Annotated in this window: 18 protein-coding genes and 1 other RNA gene; 8 read left to right on the top strand and 11 right to left on the bottom strand. The window is 64.0% G+C overall.

Going from position 1 to position 17,940, the window contains the following annotated elements:
• Positions 1 to 47: 47 nt before the first annotated feature.
• The 6 genes from EBMC1_RS12605 to EBMC1_RS12585 all read right to left on the bottom strand — a co-directional run bounded on the left by EBMC1_RS12605 (position 48) and on the right by EBMC1_RS12585 (position 6,580).
• Positions 48 to 719, bottom strand: a complete 672-nt coding sequence (locus tag EBMC1_RS12605; RefSeq protein ID WP_003047360.1) for a DUF6975 family protein — start codon at positions 717 to 719, stop codon at positions 48 to 50.
• 273 nt (positions 720 to 992) lie between these two features.
• Positions 993 to 1,292: a PspC domain-containing protein gene (locus tag EBMC1_RS18670; RefSeq protein ID WP_003047358.1), complete on the bottom strand. Its 300-nt coding sequence runs from the start codon at positions 1,290 to 1,292 to the stop codon at positions 993 to 995.
• A gap of 356 nt (positions 1,293 to 1,648) precedes the next feature.
• A complete protein-coding gene (rpoD, locus tag EBMC1_RS12595) occupies positions 1,649 to 3,664 on the bottom strand; it encodes an RNA polymerase sigma factor RpoD (protein WP_003047356.1) in 2,016 nt (671 codons plus the stop codon).
• Between the two features lie 35 nt (positions 3,665 to 3,699).
• Complete coding sequence (dnaG, locus tag EBMC1_RS12590; RefSeq protein WP_003047354.1) at positions 3,700 to 5,580, bottom strand: DNA primase; 1,881 nt, start codon at positions 5,578 to 5,580, stop codon at positions 3,700 to 3,702.
• Positions 5,577 to 6,014, bottom strand: a complete 438-nt coding sequence (locus EBMC1_RS18160; protein WP_003047351.1) for a GIY-YIG nuclease family protein — start codon at positions 6,012 to 6,014, stop codon at positions 5,577 to 5,579. The genes dnaG and EBMC1_RS18160 overlap by 4 nt, the downstream gene beginning before the upstream one ends.
• A gap of 113 nt (positions 6,015 to 6,127) precedes the next feature.
• Positions 6,128 to 6,580, bottom strand: a complete 453-nt coding sequence (locus EBMC1_RS12585; protein WP_003047350.1) for a GatB/YqeY domain-containing protein — start codon at positions 6,578 to 6,580, stop codon at positions 6,128 to 6,130.
• 131 nt (positions 6,581 to 6,711) lie between these two features.
• On the opposite strand from EBMC1_RS12585, the gene carA reads away from it, so the two are divergent.
• The 5 genes from carA to EBMC1_RS12565 all read left to right on the top strand — a co-directional run bounded on the left by carA (position 6,712) and on the right by EBMC1_RS12565 (position 12,957).
• Positions 6,712 to 7,989: a glutamine-hydrolyzing carbamoyl-phosphate synthase small subunit gene (gene carA, locus EBMC1_RS12580; RefSeq protein ID WP_003047348.1), complete on the top strand. Its 1,278-nt coding sequence runs from the start codon at positions 6,712 to 6,714 to the stop codon at positions 7,987 to 7,989.
• Entirely contained in the window at positions 7,986 to 8,414 is a 429-nt protein-coding gene (locus EBMC1_RS18435; protein WP_156001225.1) for a hypothetical protein, read from the top strand. The genes carA and EBMC1_RS18435 overlap by 4 nt, the downstream gene beginning before the upstream one ends.
• Complete coding sequence (gene carB, locus EBMC1_RS12575) at positions 8,414 to 11,734, top strand: carbamoyl-phosphate synthase large subunit (RefSeq protein WP_003047345.1); 3,321 nt, start codon at positions 8,414 to 8,416, stop codon at positions 11,732 to 11,734. Before EBMC1_RS18435 ends, carB begins: the two co-directional genes overlap by 1 nt.
• A 97-nt stretch (positions 11,735 to 11,831) precedes the next feature.
• Positions 11,832 to 12,308, top strand: a complete 477-nt coding sequence (gene greA / locus EBMC1_RS12570; RefSeq protein WP_003047342.1) for a transcription elongation factor GreA — start codon at positions 11,832 to 11,834, stop codon at positions 12,306 to 12,308.
• A 13-nt stretch (positions 12,309 to 12,321) separates the two neighbouring features.
• A complete protein-coding gene (locus EBMC1_RS12565) occupies positions 12,322 to 12,957 on the top strand; it encodes a rhomboid family intramembrane serine protease (protein WP_003047339.1) in 636 nt (211 codons plus the stop codon).
• Positions 12,958 to 12,960: 3 nt separating this feature from the next.
• Here the strand turns inward: EBMC1_RS12565 and EBMC1_RS12560 are convergent, their stop codons facing one another.
• From EBMC1_RS12560 to EBMC1_RS12545, 4 genes are read right to left on the bottom strand one after another with little or no spacing between them, the layout of a single operon-like run.
• Positions 12,961 to 13,509 carry an NUDIX hydrolase gene (locus EBMC1_RS12560; protein WP_003047337.1) on the bottom strand — a complete coding sequence of 183 codons (549 nt, stop codon included), beginning with the start codon at positions 13,507 to 13,509 and terminating at the stop codon, positions 12,961 to 12,963.
• Positions 13,510 to 13,537: 28 nt separating this feature from the next.
• Positions 13,538 to 14,218, bottom strand: a complete 681-nt coding sequence (locus EBMC1_RS12555) for a TPM domain-containing protein (RefSeq protein ID WP_003047334.1) — start codon at positions 14,216 to 14,218, stop codon at positions 13,538 to 13,540.
• Between the two features lie 12 nt (positions 14,219 to 14,230).
• Positions 14,231 to 15,061 carry a TPM domain-containing protein gene (locus tag EBMC1_RS12550; RefSeq protein WP_442852387.1) on the bottom strand — a complete coding sequence of 277 codons (831 nt, stop codon included), beginning with the start codon at positions 15,059 to 15,061 and terminating at the stop codon, positions 14,231 to 14,233.
• 10 nt (positions 15,062 to 15,071) lie between these two features.
• On the bottom strand, positions 15,072 to 15,674 hold the full coding sequence (locus EBMC1_RS12545) for a LemA family protein (protein ID WP_003047327.1): 603 nt from the start codon (positions 15,672 to 15,674) through the stop codon (positions 15,072 to 15,074).
• 118 nt (positions 15,675 to 15,792) lie between these two features.
• Here EBMC1_RS12545 and mscL point away from each other — a divergent pair, with 118 nt between their 5' ends.
• Positions 15,793 to 16,215 carry a large conductance mechanosensitive channel protein MscL gene (gene mscL, locus EBMC1_RS12540; RefSeq protein ID WP_003047324.1) on the top strand — a complete coding sequence of 141 codons (423 nt, stop codon included), beginning with the start codon at positions 15,793 to 15,795 and terminating at the stop codon, positions 16,213 to 16,215.
• A gap of 58 nt (positions 16,216 to 16,273) precedes the next feature.
• Positions 16,274 to 16,632: a transfer-messenger RNA gene (gene ssrA, locus EBMC1_RS18155) on the top strand.
• 90 nt (positions 16,633 to 16,722) lie between these two features.
• Here the strand turns inward: ssrA and EBMC1_RS12535 are convergent.
• On the bottom strand, positions 16,723 to 17,133 hold the full coding sequence (locus EBMC1_RS12535; protein WP_003047323.1) for a MerR family transcriptional regulator: 411 nt from the start codon (positions 17,131 to 17,133) through the stop codon (positions 16,723 to 16,725).
• Between the two features lie 107 nt (positions 17,134 to 17,240).
• Between EBMC1_RS12535 and EBMC1_RS12530 the strand changes: the two genes are divergently transcribed.
• A complete protein-coding gene (locus EBMC1_RS12530) occupies positions 17,241 to 17,858 on the top strand; it encodes a cation transporter (RefSeq protein WP_003047320.1) in 618 nt (205 codons plus the stop codon).
• The last annotated feature ends 82 nt before the right edge of the window (positions 17,859 to 17,940 follow it).

The raw sequence follows: 17,940 nt of genomic DNA, 5'->3' as shown, positions 1-17,940 counted from the left end.
GTGCAAGCGGAGCGTCGCCACGACTGCCGCGGCGTGGACGTTCCCGGTCAGGCGTGCGTGCGGCTGGCGGCGCGGGCGGCCATCAGATCCCACAGGCCGCTGTGCTGTGCGATGAGCTGCTGCGCGCCAAAGGCCATCGCGCGCTCGACCGCCGGTGTTTCGGCGACGGCATTGGCAAGACGAGCGGTTTCGCGCAGGTCGGGCAGGGTGCAGCGTGGGACTTTCATTTCAAGCCGCTGGGCACTGATGTCGAGCAGGACGCGGATCGTCCGCCAATCGAGTGTCAGCGCGATCGCCGCGCCAATCGCGCAGCCATTGCGATCGGATTCGGCGAGCATGTCGAGCGCCTTGCGCTGCGCGGCGACTGCCGCCTCGCACTGGGCTTGGCCCTGCGTGCTCGGCACCGGACCGACCGCGGCCGCGATTTTCGACAGGAAGGCGCGTTCCTGCGCAAAGGCTTGCGCGGTTTCGTCCATCCATTTGCGCGAGGCCGCATCGACCGCCTTGCGCGCCGCGCTATCGACGATGCCGGGATAGCGGCCGTGGAGCAGGCAGAGAAAATGGACCGCGTCGGCAAGGTTGCGCATCGCGTCGGGGCCGCTCGACAGCGCACCCGATTTGACATGGCCGTGCGCGCCCGTTCCCTCGCTCGCGACGAGCGTGTCGAGCAGTTCGGCAATGCCGCGCGTCTGGGCCTGGGGCTGGGGCGACTGGCTCAAGGCTGCATCCTCGTCTGTTGCGGCGGCTCTTGCGACCGGCGCCGTTGCAAATCAGGGGATCAGCATTAGCCGAACGTCGTAAACGTCGCGTTTATGAGGGGCGAGCGATTTCAGGTGCTTCTGTCCCACTCCTGCACAGCGGGCCTCGGTTCGGCGCGCAAAGGGACCGGCAGCGGGTTGAGCTGCCGGTCCCTGCGCTGTTGCGGTCCAGTGGAGCGCCGCAACATGGGCGGGGCCGGTGCAAGGGAGAGGGAGAGCCGGCCCCGGTTCGAATCAGGCAGCGAGCGCTAGTTCCTCGGCCTTTTCGGTCTTGGCAGCCGGCGCCGCTTCGGCGAGCGCCGGGGCGTCGACCGTATCGGCAGCGCGCTGCGACGGGAAGAAGAAGCGCGACGCGAGCACGATCAGGCCGAGGCCGAAATAGGCCGCGAAGGTCTGCACCGGGAAGAAGAAGAGCGGTGCGACGAACGCGAGACGCAGATACAGGGGGTTGAAGCCGAAATCCTGGCCCACCGCTTCGCAGATGCCGAAGAAGGTGTCCTGGCGGGAGAAGATATTCTGGTTTTCGTTTGCCATCGTTCGGTCTTTCCTCTTGGCGGCGGTGGGGAGGCCGCTCCTGCCCATGACTAAGCAATGGGCGTGCCAATTGGTCATTCTCTCCATTTTCCGGGCTTTTTTGCATCCCTGCTTGAGGAATACGCCCGTGTTTGTTGAAATTATTCCCATCAATCGGGACAATGTGCCAATCGGCGTGATCGCCTGAACCGAGGCTGAAGCGATACGCCGACGGCGTCTCATCTGGTTGGGAAAGATGAAAATTTTAAGATGCTGCGCCAGATTTTTGTGCGGTGCAGCAAAAATGTCACGCCGGACCCGAAACAAAACACCCCGCCGGTTGGGGCGGGGTGTCTGATTTTTCGCTGCGGATCGCCCTATTGGTCGAGGAAGCTGCGCATCTTGCGGCTCCGGCTCGGATGCTTGAGCTTGCGCAGCGCCTTCGCCTCGATCTGGCGGATACGTTCGCGCGTCACGCTGAACTGCTGGCCGACCTCTTCGAGGGTATGGTCGGTGTTCATGCCGATGCCGAAGCGCATGCGGAGAACACGCTCTTCACGCGGCGTAAGCGAGGCCAAAACTCGCGTAACCGTTTCCTTGAGGTTCGACTGCACCGCGGCGTCGACCGGAATGACCGCATTCTTGTCCTCGATGAAATCGCCGAGGTGGCTGTCTTCCTCGTCGCCGATCGGCGTTTCGAGGCTGATCGGCTCCTTGGCGATCTTCATCACCTTGCGGACCTTTTCGAGCGGCATCGACAGACGCTCGGCCATTTCCTCCGGCGTCGGCTCGCGGCCGCTTTCGTGGAGGAACTGGCGGCTGCAGCGCACCAGCTTGTTGATCGTCTCGATCATATGGACCGGGATGCGGATCGTGCGCGCCTGGTCGGCGATCGAGCGGGTGATCGCCTGCCGGATCCACCAGGTCGCATAGGTGCTGAACTTGTAGCCGCGGCGATATTCGAATTTGTCGACCGCCTTCATCAGGCCGATATTGCCTTCCTGAATGAGGTCGAGGAACTGCAGGCCGCGGTTGGTATATTTCTTCGCGATCGAGATCACGAGACGCAGGTTCGCCTCGACCATTTCCTTCTTGGCGATGCGCGCTTCGCGCTCGCCCTTCTGGACCATGTTCACGACGCGGCGGAACTCGGGCAGGCTCATACCCGCCGCCTGGGCGATTTCCGAAATCTCGGTCCGGATGCGGTCGACCGCCGCGCCCTCATTCTCGGCGAACGCCGTCCACTTCTTGTCGAGCTTGCCGACTTCGTCGAGCCAGTTTTCTTCGAGCTCGCGCCCGACATAATGGTCGAGGAAGGCCTTGCGCGGTACCTTATGGCGTTCGGCAAGGCGCAGCATCTGGCCGCCGAGCGCAGTCAGGCGCCGGTTGTAGCTGTACAGCTGGTCGACCAGATATTCGATCTTGGTGCCGTGGAACTGCACGCTTTCGACCTGCGCGGTGAGTTCCTCGCGCAGCTTGTGATATTTCTTTTCCTGCGCGTCGGGGAAGTCGCCCGCCGTCGACAGCGCCTCGAGCCGGGCGTCCTGAAGCTTCTGGAACGCCTTGAAGCTCTTGGTGATATTGGCGAACTTCTCGAGCGCGTCGGGCTTGAGCAATTCTTCCATCGCGGCGAGGCTCAGCGTGTTGTCCTCGTCGTCTTCCTCAAAGCTTTCGCGCTTGCCCGACGAGCCTTCGCCATCCTCGTCATCGCCGTCGGCCGAAGGTTCTTCCTCGACCTCGTCCTCGTCCTTGAACGAGACGCCCGCGGTCTTTTCGCTGATTTCGCCGTCGTCGCCCTCGCCCTCGTCATCGAGGTTTTCGGGTGCCGGATCCTTCGACAGCATCGCTTCGAGATCGACGATCTCGCGCAGTTGCATGTCGCCGTTGTTGAGCGCGTTCGACCATTCGATGATCGCGTTGAAGGTCAGCGGGCTTTCGCACAGGCCGAGGATCATCGTGTCGCGGCCCGCCTCGATGCGCTTCGCGATCGCGATTTCGCCTTCGCGGCTCAAAAGCTCGACCGCGCCCATTTCGCGCAGATACATGCGCACCGGGTCGTCGGTGCGATCGACCGTTTCCTTCTTCTTTTCGATCGCGGGATTGGACACCGAACCCGTGTTGGCGCTGACGTCGATATCGTCATCGCTTTCCTGTTCGGCTTCTTCCTGCACATCCTCGTCGCTTTCGACGATGTTGATGCCCATGTCGGAGATCGCCGACATGATATCCTCGATCTGCTCCGAAGACATCTGATCCTGCGGCAGGGCTTCGTTGAGCTCGTCGTAGGTCAGGTAGCCGCGCTTCTTGCCGCGCGCGATCAGCTTTTTGACGTCGGCCTCGTTGAGGTCGATCAGCGGCGCGTCGGTGTCGGCTTCGGTGTTCTTAGTGGCCATATGCTTCAGTCGTTCCTGCCTTGGGGCAATATATGTCAGCTCTGGCTGCTGTCGGACAGCGCGGCCAAGCGGCGGGTCAGTTCCTCATCCATCGCGCGCAGCTTTTGCTGTCGGGCATGGCCCTCGTCGTCCATCGTGCGCATATAGTCCGCGGTCGCCTCGGCAAGCCGAGCGCGGATTTCAGGCTGCGTCACGAGCACGCCGATATATTCGTCAAGGTCACGCAGCGCGATTTCCCGAGCCGCTTCAACCTCTTCGCCTTCGAGCCTTCGATTGAATGAGAAGTGCATTCCGTCGGCTCTGAGCAATGTCGTCGCCCTATTATACACTTTCATTGGCTCCAATATGGCAAGCAACCCCTCGGTATCAAGCCCTTCTTGCGCTGCCGCGCTGTCAAGTATTGCGCGGAGCAGTTCGGCGTCGGCAGAATCGGGCACAGCGAGCCGTATGAGCGCCTCTTCATTGCGGGCGATCGCCTGCGGATAGCGGAGCAGTCCGCCGAGCAACGCCGCGGCGAGCGGCGCCGCGATTCCGGCCTTGCCGATGGAACGCGTCTCGTCGGCCGGAGGTTGCAGGCGCGGGTCCGGCGCGAAGCGGCGCCCGCCTCCGCGCGATGCCTGCGGCGCCCAGGGCACGCGCCCGCCACGCTCGGCGCGCGGGCGCGCGAACAGCGCGTCGAGCCGCTCGCGAAACGCCTCGCGATAATGGTGCCGCACGTCGGCATCCTGGATCGCGTCGGCATGGGCGAGCAGCCGCGTCTTGAGCGCCGCGCGCTCTTCGGGGGTGGTGAGCGGCCCCGCCGCAACCTCATGCGCCCACAGCCGTTCGACGAGCGGCTGCGCTTCGTCGAGGATGGCGGCAAAGCCTGCGGCGCCCTTGGCGCGGACAAGATCGTCCGGATCCTGCCCCGCAGGCAGGGTCGCGAAGGCAAGGCTGAAGCCCGGGCGGAGCAGTGGCAGTGCCCGCGTTGCCGCGCGCATCGCGGCCTTTTGCCCGGCATTGTCGCCGTCGAAGCAGAGCAGCGGCACCGGTACCATCCGCCACAGCATGCCTAGCTGGTTCTCGGTCAGCGCGGTGCCGAGCGGCGCGACGGCGTCGGCGATCCCCGCCTCGGCAAGCGCGATGACGTCCATATAGCCTTCGACGACGATCACCCGGTTCGTCTGCCGCGAGGCGGGGCTTGCCTTGTCGAGATTGAAGAGCGTGCGCCCCTTGTCGAAGAGCGGCGTATCGGGCGAGTTCAGATATTTGGGCTCGCCGTCGCCCAGGATCCGGCCGCCGAACGCGATCACGCGCCCGCGTGCATCGCGGATCGGGATCATCAGCCGGCCGCGGAACCGGTCATAGGGTTCCTTGTCGTCGACCGCGATGAGCATGCCGGACTCCACCAGCATCGCGGTGGGGAATTTCTTGAGCGCCTCTTTCAGCGCGCTGCGGCTGTCGGGGGCGAGGCCGAAGGCAAAGGCGCGGCGGGTGGCGTCCGAAATACCGCGCCTCGCCAGATAGTCGCGCGCCGGGGCGCCGTTGGTGCTTTCAAGCTGCTGCGCGAACCAGTCGGCCGCGCCCTGCACCACGTCGCGCAGACTCGCCTGCTCCTCGGCCTTTTTCGCGGCGCGCGGGTCGGGGGCGGGGACGTCCATGCCGGCCTCGGCAGCGAGTTCCTTGACCGCGTCCATGAACGACAGGCCGCGCTGATCGGTCATCCAGCGGATCGCATCGCCATGCGCCGAGCAGCCGAAGCAGTGGTAGAAGCCCTTTTCGTCGTTGATCGTGAAACTGGGGGTCTTTTCGTTATGGAAGGGGCAACAGGCCTTATACTCGCGCCCCGCACGGATGATCTTCACCGTGCGGCCGATGAGGGTCGACAGGGTGATCCGCGAGCGCAATTCGTCCAGCCATTGCGGGGTAAGGGTCATTCTTCTCCCCTCACTTGGCGAGCCATCATCCCAATCCCGTTCGTGTCGAGCGAAGTCGAGACACGTCTGCGCCCGGCCTCACGTCCCTCGACTTCGCTCGGGACGAACGGAGTGGGAGAGTGTGTCTCGGCAGAAGCCGGCAGGGGAGGACGTTCTTTAGGCGGTTTGGCGAAATGCCCCACCATGGCCCAGTCGCCGCGGATCAGCGCTTCCTTCTTGGCTCGCGACCAAGGCTTGATGCGCCGTTCTGCCTCCAGCGCTTCGACGCGCGTCGCAAAATCTTGCGACCAAGCCAGAGTCACGGGCTTCCGTCGCGAGGTAAAATCGCAAAATCCGCCATGTTGATGCTCAGCGATGCGGCGTTCCAAATTATCGGTGTGTCCCGTGTAATAGCGACCGTCGGAGCAGCGCAGCATGTAGGTCCAGAACGCCATCCCGCCACATAACCGTTCGTCCCGAGCGAAGTCGAGACACGTTGGCGTGGCGCAAGGTAGAACGTCCGTCGACTTCGCTCGGGAAGAACGGAGAAAAAGGCCGTGTTTGAGGTTTAACTCAGCGCCGCCTTCACCCATCCGCTTGCCTTGCTCATGTCGAGCTGGCTGCCGTGGCGGTCTTTCACCGCCGCCATCACCTTGCCCATGTCCTTGACGCTGGTCGCGCCGAGTTCGGCGACGATCGCGCGGATTGCGGCGGTGGCGTCGGCTTCGGAGAGCTGCGCGGGCAGGAAATCCTCGATCACCACGACCTCGGCGGCTTCGGCGTCGGCGAGTTCCTGGCGGCCGCCCTGTTCGTACATGGCGATCGATTCGCGGCGCTGCTTGACCATCTTCTGGAGGACGTCGGTGACGAGCACATTGTCATCGGCCGGCGCCGTCCCGGTGCGCAGTTCGATGTCGCGGTCCTTGATCTTGGCCAGCATCAGCCGGATGGTGCCCAAACGCGCCTTGTCGCCGGCCTTCATCGCGGCAACCTGCGCAGCCTTGATGTCATCGCGAATCATGCGTGTCCCCATGTGCTGCAAATTTCGGAAAGAGCCTCTCTAGCGGGAAGATTCCAAATCCGATAGCTTGTGAATCACTTTTTTGCCGCCTACTTGCTCGGCCGTTTAGCCCCCCGTCCGGAGCAGTTTAAATGGCACCAGCCAATCCATCCGCCGCGCCTTCTGGAGCGACCGGCGTCCTCGTTCTTGCCGATGGCACGGTCCTGTGGGGCGTGGGCTATGGCGCCGCCGGGGCGGGTGTCGGCGAAATCTGCTTCAACACCGCGATGACCGGATATCAGGAGATACTGACCGACCCGAGCTATGCCGGGCAGATCATCACCTTCACCTTTCCGCACATCGGCAATGTCGGCGCGAATCCCGAGGATATCGAACGCAGCGCACGGGCGGCCATCGGCTGCATCACCCGCGAACTGCCGACCGCGCCGAGCAATTTCCGCAGCGTCCAGACGCTGCCCGAATGGATGGCCGAACAGGGCCTGATCGGGCTGGCCGGCATCGACACGCGCGCGCTGACCCGCCGTATCCGCGATGCGGGCGCCCCCAATGGCGCGATCGCGCACAGCCCCGACGGCAAATTCGACATCGACGCGCTGCTGGCGATGGCGCGCGGTTGGCCGGGGCTGGAGGGCATGGACCTGGCGAAGGAAGTCAGCCGCACGGATACCGGCGATTGGGATGCGGGGACATGGACGCTGGGCAAGGGCTATGCTTCTCCCCTCCTGCATGCGGGAGGAGCCGGGGGTGGGTCGACGTCTGCACCGGCATCTGAGAACCTGCCCACCCCTAACCCCTCCCGCGCGCGGGAGGGGGATAGCAGACCCCATGTCGTCGCGATCGATTATGGCGCGAAGGACAATATCTTCCGTAACCTCGTGAAGGCCGGCGCGCGGGTCACAGTGGTCCCCGCGACTGCGACCCTCGACGAGGTGCTGAGCCACCAGCCCGCGGGCGTTTTCCTGTCGAACGGCCCCGGCGACCCCGCGGCGACCGGCGAATATGCGGTGCCGGTGATCCAGGGGCTGCTCGAGCGGAGTGTGCCGATCTTCGGCATCTGCCTCGGCCACCAGATGCTCGCCATCGCGGCGGGGGCCAAGACCATCAAGATGCATCAGGGTCACCGCGGCGCGAACCATCCGGTGCAGCGCGTCGGCGGCGATTTTGCCGACGGCGTGGTCGAGATCACCAGCATGAACCACGGCTTCGCGGTTGATGCGGCGACGTTGCCCGCGGGCGTGGTCGAAACGCATAAGAGCCTGTTCGACGGATCGAACTGCGGCATCGCGATCACGGGCAAAAAGGCGTTCAGCGTGCAATATCACCCCGAGGCGAGCCCGGGACCGCAGGACAGCTTCTATCTGTTCGAGAAATTTGTGGGTGGGCTGACTTCATCCGGAGCAATTAAATGAGTCTGTTCTTCTCACTTCTTTTAACCAGCGCGGCAGCGGCGACTGAACCATCGTCTTTTAGTCACGGCGCATGGAGCGGGACTTGTGGAGCGGACGAAACTGATAAACGAACAATTTGCCAAGCGAGTACGGCCGGGAAAATAAGGCTCTTTTTTACGCGCGACGCAAATGAATGGGCGGTATCCGCCTCGGTTGCGGGCTGCGATAAGCCACAGGAGAGGCAAACGATAGACGCATCTGCGACCAAAGGAATGCTTCGTATAGGTGATCGCGCTGCCGCTCAGATTCTTAAGTCGATGGCGCACACTCGGTTGCTCTCGGCCATGATGTCTTGTGAAATAAAGAAATACGATGATTCCGCCCTTAATGATCGCGATCTTATTGCGATAATTACGGCAACAAACGTTGTGGATATTATAGAATAATGCCCAAAAGAACCGACATCCAATCCATCCTCGTCATCGGCGCCGGCCCGATCGTTATCGGTCAGGCGTGCGAGTTCGACTATTCGGGGACGCAGGCGATCAAGGCGCTGAAGGAGGAGGGCTATCGCATCGTCCTCGTCAACTCCAACCCGGCGACGATCATGACCGATCCCGAGCTGGCGGACGCGACCTACGTCGAGCCGATCACGCCCGAGATCGTCGCGAAGATCATCGAGAAGGAGCGCCCTGACGCGGTGCTGCCGACGATGGGCGGGCAGACCGCGCTCAACACCGCGCTGGCTTTGTTCAACGACGGCACCTTGACCAAATATGGTGTCGAGATGATCGGCGCCGATGCCGAGGCGATCGACAAGGCCGAGGACCGGATCAAGTTCCGCGACGCGATGGACAAGATCGGGCTGGAAAGTGCGCGCTCGGGCATCGCGCACACGCTCGACGAGGCGTTTGCGGTGCTCGAACGCACCGGCCTGCCCTCGATCATCCGCCCCAGCTTCACCATGGGCGGCACCGGCGGCGGCATCGCGTACAACCGCGAGGAGTTCGAGCATATCGTTCGCGGCGGCCTGATCGCCTCGCCGACCACCGAAGTCCTGATCGAGGAATCGCTCCTCGGCTGGAAAGAATATGAGATGGAGGTGGTGCGCGACCGCAAGGACAATTGCATCATCATCTGCTCGATCGAAAATGTCGATCCGATGGGTGTGCATACCGGCGACAGCATCACCGTCGCCCCCGCGCTGACGCTGACCGACAAGGAATATCAGATCATGCGCAACGCGAGCATCGCGGTGCTGCGCGAGATCGGGGTAGAGACGGGCGGGTCGAACGTCCAGTTCGCGGTCAATCCGAAGGATGGCCGCCTGATCGTGATCGAGATGAATCCGCGCGTGTCGCGATCGTCGGCGCTCGCGTCGAAGGCGACGGGCTTCCCGATCGCCAAGGTCGCGGCGAAGCTCGCGGTCGGCTACACGCTCGACGAGATCATGAACGACATCACGGGCGTCACCCCCGCGTCGTTCGAGCCGACGATCGACTATGTCGTCACCAAGATCCCGCGCTTTGCCTTCGAAAAGTTCAAGGGCGCCGAGCCCTTGCTGTCGACGGCGATGAAGTCGGTCGGCGAGGTGATGGCGATCGGCCGCACGATCCATGAATCGATGCAGAAAGCGCTGCGTGGGCTGGAGACCGGATTGTCGGGCTTCAACTTCGTCGACCGGCTGGTCGGCGCGAGCCACGAACAATTGAAGAGCGAACTGGCGCAGCGCACCCCCGACCGGCTGCTGATCGCGGCGCAGGCGATCCGCGAGGGCGTATCGCTCGCCGAGATCAACCGCATCGCGGGTTACGACATGTGGTTCCTCGATCGCATCGCAGAGATTGTCGAGGCCGAGAACGGCGTGCTCGAAAACGGTCTGCCACGCGATGCCGAGGGGCTCCGCCGGCTGAAGGCGATGGGCTTTTCGGACAAAAGGCTCGCCTATCTGGCGCTGCAGTCGGCGCATCTGCGGCCCGGCACCGGCGCGGCAGCGGCGCGCGGCAGCGGGCTGATCCACGAGGCCGTGAAGGCGATGACCGGCGGCGTCACCGAAGGCGAGGTGCGTGCGCTGCGCCACAAGCTCGGCGTGCGGCCGGTGTTCAAGACCATTGACACTTGCGCCGCCGAATTCGCCGCCAAAACGCCCTATCTCTATTCGACCTATGAAGCGCCGACCTTCGGCGAGCCCGAGAATGAGGCGAACCCGTCGGACCGCAAGAAGATCGTCATTCTCGGCGGCGGGCCGAACCGGATCGGGCAGGGTATCGAGTTCGATTATTGCTGCTGCCACGCCTGCTTCGCGCTCGAGGATGCGGGCTATGAAACGATCATGGTCAACTGCAACCCCGAAACGGTGTCGACCGACTATGACACGTCGGACCGCCTCTATTTCGAACCTCTGACCGCCGAGGATGTGCTCGAAATCTTGCACGTCGAGCAGTCGAAGGGCGAGCTTGTGGGCGTGATCGTCCAGTTCGGCGGCCAGACGCCGCTCAAGCTTGCGCAGGCGCTCGAGGAAGCGGGCATCCCGATCCTCGGCACCTCGCCCGACGCGATCGACCTTGCGGAAGACCGGGAGCGCTTTGCGGCGCTGGTCAACAAGCTGGGCCTCAAGCAGCCCGAGAACGGCATCGCGCGCAGCCGCGAGGAAGCCGTCGCGGTCGCGGCGCGCATCGGTTACCCGGTGCTCACGCGCCCCTCCTATGTGCTCGGCGGCCGCGCGATGGAGATCGTCGACGATCAGGCGCAGCTCGAAAATTACATCGAGACCGCGGTGCAGGTGTCGGGCGATTCGCCTGTGCTGATCGACCGCTATCTGCGCGACGCGATCGAGGTCGATGTCGATGCGCTGTGCGACGGCACCGATGTCGTGGTGGCCGGGGTGCTCCAGCATATCGAGGAAGCGGGCGTCCATTCGGGCGACAGTGCCTGTTCGATCCCGCCGTACAGTCTGCCCGCCGACATCGTTGCCGAAATCGAGCGGCAGACCGACGCACTGGCGCGCGCCCTCAACGTCCGGGGGCTGATGAACGTGCAATATGCGGTGAAGGATGGTGAGGTCTACCTGATCGAGGTCAACCCGCGCGCGAGCCGCACCGTGCCGTTCGTCGCCAAGGCGGTGGGTTCGCCGATCGCCAAGATCGCGGCGCGGGTGATGGCGGGCGAGAAGCTGGCCGATCTGCCGAAGATCAACCGCGACATCGACCATGTCGCGGTCAAGGAAGCGGTTTTCCCCTTCGCGCGCTTCCCCGGCACCGATCCGGTATTGTCGCCTGAAATGAAGTCCACCGGCGAAGTCATGGGAATCGATAGCGATTTCAATCTCGCCTTTGCCAAGGCACAACTCGGCGCGGGCGACCGCCTGCCGACCGACGGGCGGCTGTTCGTGTCGGTGAAGGACAGCGACAAGCCGCGCATCGTCGCGTCGGTGAAGCAGCTCGCCGCCTGGGGATGGCAGGTGATCGCGACCGGCGGCACCGCCGACTATCTGGCGGGGCAGGGCATCGACGTCGAACGGGTGAACAAGGTCGCCGAAGGGCGCCCGCACATCGTCGACCGGATCAAGGACGGCGATGTGCAGCTGATCTTCAACACGACCGAGGGTTGGCAGTCGCTTCAGGACTCGCAGTCGATCCGGGCCTCGGCGCTCGCGGCCGACGTCGCCTATTACACGACGGCGGCGGGCAGCGATGCCGCAACCCATGCGATTGGCGCGCTGCGCTCGCACTCTCTTGAAGTAAAGCCGCTTCAGGACTATTATTGAGGGACCGCTTCATCTCCCTACATTGACGGAAACAGCGGCTCAGCCGCCCCGGCGAAGTTTCGCTGGCGGTGGATTATTGACGAAGGACAACAGGATAATGGCAAGCGTTGAAAAGGTTCCGATGCTGCAGGAAGGCTATGAGAAGCTGAGCGCACAGCTCGCCACTCTCAAAGCCGAACGCCCCCTCATCGTCGATGCGATCGAGGAAGCGCGCGCGCATGGCGACCTTTCGGAAAATGCCGAATATCACGCCGCGAAGGAACGCCAAGGCCAAGTCGAAGCGACCATCGGCGATCTGGAGGACAAGCTGTCGCGTGCGCAGGTCATCGACCCGACGACGCTGTCGGGCGACCGCATCGTATTCGGTGCGACGGTGACGCTCGCCGACGAGGACGACAAGCCGGTCAAATATCAGATCGTGGGTCAGGCCGAGGCCGACGCCAAGGTGGGCAAGATCAGCTATAATTCGCCGCTCGGGCGCGCGCTGATCGGCCGCAAGGTCGATGACGAGATCGAAGTCACCGTTCCGGCGGGCGACAAATATTATCTCGTCACGAAGATCGAATTCATCTGACGATCGCGCCGAAATGAAACCGCAGGACGCACCGCTGGTCACGGGAGTTTCCGTGCTATGCGCGGTGATCTTCATCCTGCTGTCGATCAGCGGCTATCAGGTCGAGGCGATCGTGCGCGCGGGTTTCATTCCCGCGCGCTTTGCGATGGAGCCGATTGCGGCGCCGGGCTTTTTCGTGCCCTTCGCGCTCACCCCGTTGACCTCCGCCCTTCTGCACGGCGGAATCCTCCACCTGGTGTTCAATCTGGTCGTCTTGCTGTTCATCGGCCGCCAGCTCGAAGCACCGCTGGGGTCGAAGGCGATGGCGATATTGCTCGTCGCCGGCGCCTATGCAGGGGCCTTCGCGCAATATCTGGCCGATCCGCAATCGCCGGTGCCGATGATCGGCGCCTCGGGCGCGATTTCGGCGCTGATCGCGGTGTTCGCGCTGATTTTCAGTCGCTCCGAGACGCAGGCGCTGGGACCGATTCCGGCGCATTGGGTGCGCGCACTGTGGCTGGCGGCAGCATGGATCGGGGTGCAGGTCCTGATCGGCTTTGCGGGCGGCGCAGGATTCGGCCTCGTCGCGATCTGGGCGCATGTCGGCGGCTTCCTAGCGGGGATATTGCTCGCACGGCCGTTGCTGCGCTGGCGCTTCGGCGCGCGCTGACCGTCAGGACAGCGCGAGCAGCCCGCCCGCGAGCAGCATCGCGACGCGCACGTCGATACCGCAGCCTTCGGCGCGCTTTGCGGCGATAAAGGCGGCGATTTCGGGCAGCGGGACGCGGTGGACCGCAATGTCCTCGCCATCGACGCCGCCGCCTTCGCCGACCTTGGTCAGCCCGGTCGCGCGGAGCAGGGTGAAGCTTTCGCTGACCATGCCGGGCGAACTGTAGAATTCGCCGACGGTCAGCCACTCGGCCGCGCGGTAGCCCGTTTCCTCTTCGAGTTCGCGCACCGCGGCAAGCTCGGGCGCCTCGCCCGCGCTGTCGTCCCCGACAAGCCCCGCGGGCAGTTCGAGGCAATATTTGCCGAGCGGGACGCGATATTGTTCGACCAACAGGATGTGCCGCCCGCCGGGGTCCTCGTCGATCGCCAGGATCACCGCGGCGTGAATGCCGCGCGACCGCGACACATATTCCCAATTGCCTTGCTGTTTCACCGTGATGAAGCGGCCTTCCCAACGCGTTTCGACGGGCGTGCCGGCTGCGGGGCGGGTCATATCGTCTCCGTCGGCGAAAGGGTAAGGATCAAAGCTCGATCAGCCGGTCGGGCAGCTCGTTGGGGTTGCCGTCGCTCTTCGGGAAATGTTCGGCCAGCACGATACCCATGCGGCGGACCGCCTCGGCCATGCCGTGGCCGGGGCGACCGGCGCGCACCTCGTCGATCAGCGCCTCCATCGCTTCGCCCCAAATCGAGGGCGCGACCTTGGCGGCGATCGCTTCGTCGGCGACGATGTCGGCGCGATGTTCGCGCAGGCTGACATAGAGCAGGATGCCCGTGCGGCCCATCGTTTTCGCCTCGGTCCCGACCTTGAACAGGTCGATGGCGCGGGCGCGGACGCGCGCGGCGCGGATCGCGCGCGGCGTCAGCCACAGGCGCAGCGGACGCCACAGCAGGACCAGCCAGACGCCGATCCATTTGAGCACCCCGACCGCGATGACGGTTCCGAGCCATTGATTGGCGGTCAGTTCATGCCCCCAGCCGCCGCTCAGCCGGTAGTAGAGACCCTGATAGAAATCGGGAAAAAGCGCGATCACCGACATGGCGATAAAGGCGATGACGCTCGCCCAGACGAGCGCAACATCGTCATAGTCGTTCGACTGCGCGGCGATCACCGTGACGATCTCGCCATCGGTGTGTCGTTCGGCCTCGGCGACCGCGGCGGTCACGATGTCGTGATCGGCTTCGCTGACATGGCTGACTTTCATTGCGCGTCCCCCTTACCAGCCGCCCGAGGCGCCGCCGCCGCCGAAGCTGCCGCCGCCGCCCGAAAAGCCGCCTCCGCCGCCGAAGCCGCCCCCGCCGCCCCAGGAACCACCGCCCCAGCCGCCACCCGAACCGCCGCCCCAGTCATTGTCGCCCCAGATGATGATCGGGGCGCCGCCCCATGGGCGATGCTTGCGATGCCGCCGTCCGCGACGCCCGAAGGCGCCGAGCATCGGCAGGATGAAAAAGAAGAAGATGATGAAGGCCACGAAGATCAGCCCGCCGATATTTCCATTGTCGGCGCGGTCGCGCTCGGCCTTCGCGGCCTTCGCGGCGCGCGCCGCGGCTTCCTCCGGCGGCAGCTGGATCTGCTCGGCGATCGCGTTCACGCCGTCCTGGATGCCGCCGGGCATGTCGCCGGCCTTGAATTTGGGCGTCACCACGTCGCGGATGATCCGGCCCGACAGCGCATCGGTCAGCACGGGTTCAAGCCCATAGCCGACCGAGATGTTCATTCGCCGTTCGTTGGGGGCGATCAGGAAGACGACGCCGTCGTTATTCTCCTTGCCGCCGATGCCCCACGCGCGGCCGAGCTTGTAGCCATAGTCGCTGATGTCATTGCCATCGAGGCTGTTCACCGTCGCGACGACGAGCTGGTGCCCCGTGGTCTTTTCCAGCTGTTCGAGCTGGACCGTCAGATTGGCTTCCTCGGCCGCCGGAATGATATCCGCCTGATCGACGACGCGCCCGCTGAGCTTGGGGAAATCCTGCGCCGCCGCGGGCGCGGCCGTCAGCAACAGCAGCCCGGAGAGGGCCGCCGTTGCTATGGAACGAAGCTGGGCGATCAGGCCCACCTTATTGACCGAAATCGACCTTGGGCGCGACGTTCGCGTTGGGATCGACCGCCTTATAGGGGGTCATCGGCTTGGCGCCGTGGACGATCTTGGCGCCGATGATGTCGGGGAAGGTGCGGATCGTCGTGTTATAGTCCTGCACCGCGGCGTTATAGTCCTGGATCGTGACGTTGATGCGGTTTTCGGTTCCCTCGAGCTGGGTCATCAGGTCGGCAAAGCGCGCCTGGCTCTTGAGCTCGGGATATTGTTCGACGGTAACGAGCAGGCGGCCGAGTGCGCTCGACACATTGCCCTGCGCTTGCTGGAAGGCCTGAACCTTCGCGGGGTCTTCCAAGTCGTCGGTGCTCAGCTTCACCTGCGTTGCCGATGCGCGCGCCTGGATAACGCCTTCGAGCGTCGATTGCTCGATCTTCGCGGCACCCTTGGCGGTTTCGACGAGGTTGGGGATCAGGTCGGCGCGGCGCTGATAGGCGGCTTCGACATTGGCCCATTTGGCCTTCGCGGCTTCTTCCTTGGTCGGAACGCTGTTGATGCCGCAGGCCGACAGGCTCATCGCGGCGGCCGGAACAATCAGCCAGCGGGCGGAACGATAGGACATGGTCATCAGGCTCCCTCAGGCGGCGTTTTGCCGCAACAATACACATAATAGGATGCCCCTTGCTTTTGCGCAATGACCGGCGCACCACCATGACGGCAGGATCAGCAGTTCGGGGAGCAATAAGATGCTGAACGAGTTCAAGGAATTTATCGCGCGCGGCAATGTCATCGATCTGGCGGTCGGCGTCATCATCGGCGGCGCGTTCGCGACGATCACCGGATCGCTGACCGAGGACGTCATCATGCCGCTCGTCGGCTGGCTGTTCGGCGGAGTCGATTTTTCGAGCAAGTTCATCCTGCTCGGCAGCATTCCCGACGGCATCGCCGCGACCGACTATGCCGCCTTGAAAAAGGCGGGCGTCGCGATGATCGGCTATGGTGCCTTCATCACCGCGGTGATCAACTTCCTGATTTTGGCATGGATCATCTTCCTGCTCGTGCGCGCGGTGAACAAGGTGGTGCGCAAGGAAGCGCCGGCCGAAGCGCCCGCGGGGCCGAGCGAGGTCGATCTGCTTACCGAAATCCGCGACGAACTGCGCAAGAAATAGCATTTCATCGCGCGTCGGCGTGGGTCCGGTGTCGATTCAGGACGAAAGGCCCGCCTGCGCTCTTCCAAAGTGCGGGCGGGCTTCCTATATGGGAAGGGCCGGTTTCGACCGGCTATGAGGATAAATGGTGTCGTGGAATAGACACAGCGGACCCGGGGGCAGTACCCGGCGGCTCCACCACAAGCCCGCGTCCTTTTCGAAGGGGTGCGCGGGCTTCTGACGGGGCCGAACCAGGATCGACGTGTGTTCAAAGACGATGTTTTCTTCCGGGCTGAGTAACCCGTTAAAGGCTCAAAACCAATAGGTGCTAACGATAACGAAGCACTCGCTCTTGCTGCCTAACCGATAAGCCTCACGGCCTAAGGTTAGACAAATAGAACGCGGTTCGGACCGAACCGGGCAACAGAATCGGATACCAGCGGCTGGGGACGAGCCGGGCAACAGAATCGTCCCACCTTTCCCTTTTTCAGCTGCCGCCTCTCGCGTCGCCCCTGCGACCGTGTCTTATCAATGCGCGCCGTCGCATTGACCATGATCGCCCAGCGCCTCGATCACCCGGCAATCGCCGGCCAAGCCGCCGCGGCAGCGGCCGACGATGCGGGTCAGCTCGTCGCGTAGCGCCGAAAGCTGTGCGATCTTCGCCTCGACCTGTTCCAGATGCGCGGACGCGATGCGGTCGGCGTCGGCGCAGTCGCGTTCGGGATGATCGGAGAGGTCGAGCAGCGAGCGGATTTCGTCGATCGTGAAGCCCAGTTCGCGCGAGTGGCGCACGAACCGCAGCCGCGCGCGATGCGCGTCGCCATAGCTGCGGTAATTGGCCTCGGTCCGCGCCGGGGCGGTGAGGAGGCCGATCCGCTCATAATAGCGGATGGTTTCGATGTTGGTGCCGGTGGCACGCGACAGTTCGCCGATCTTCATCACTTGACCCTGTAGTTGCTACAGGGTGCATATAGGATGCCGACTCGAAGAACCAAGCGGCCGCCCGGCAATTCCTGCGGCGGCCGAGACGGAAGGAGATGCAGGCGATGGCCGATCAATGCTGCGCCGGAAAAAGCGGAGCGACCGCGCTGAACGACCCCATGTGGCGGCGCATCCTGTGGATCGCTCTGCTGATCAACGGGGCGATGTTCCTCGTCGAAATCGTCGCGGGCGTCGCAGCCGATTCGCGCGCGCTGCAGGCCGATGCGCTCGATTTTCTGGGCGACAGCGCCAATTATGCGATCAGCCTGACGGTCGCCGGCATGGCGATCGCCTGGCGCGCACGCGCGGCGATGCTGAAGGCTGCGACGATGCTGGCGTTCGGGCTGTGGATATTGGGCTCGACGATCTGGGGCTTCATCGACGGCAGCGCACCGCATGCCGAAACGATGGGGATGATCGGCGTCGTCGCGCTCGCCGCCAATGTCGCGGTCGCGCTGATGCTCTATCGCTACCGGACCGGCGACGCCAATATGCGCTCGGTGTGGATATGCTCGCGCAACGATGCGATCGGCAATCTGGCGGTGATGGGGGCGGCGCTCGGCGTGTTCGGCACCGGGCAGGGCTGGCCCGACCTTCTGGTGGCCGCGATCATGGCGCTGCTTGCCATATGGGGCAGCGCGGAGGTCTTCCGCCACGCGCGCCGCGATCTCACCGCCGCCTGACGCGCGCCGCCCTATAGGTGCCATTCGTATGCGCCGCGCGGAACCGAACTGGCGGCAAAGCATTTCCCCGCTTTGCCTTCGC

It is taken from the genome of Sphingopyxis sp. MC1, assembly GCF_000371385.1.
In the GTDB taxonomy this organism is placed as follows: Bacteria; Pseudomonadota; Alphaproteobacteria; order Sphingomonadales; family Sphingomonadaceae; genus Sphingopyxis; species Sphingopyxis terrae.
This window is presented reverse-complemented; position numbering and strand designations above follow the sequence as displayed.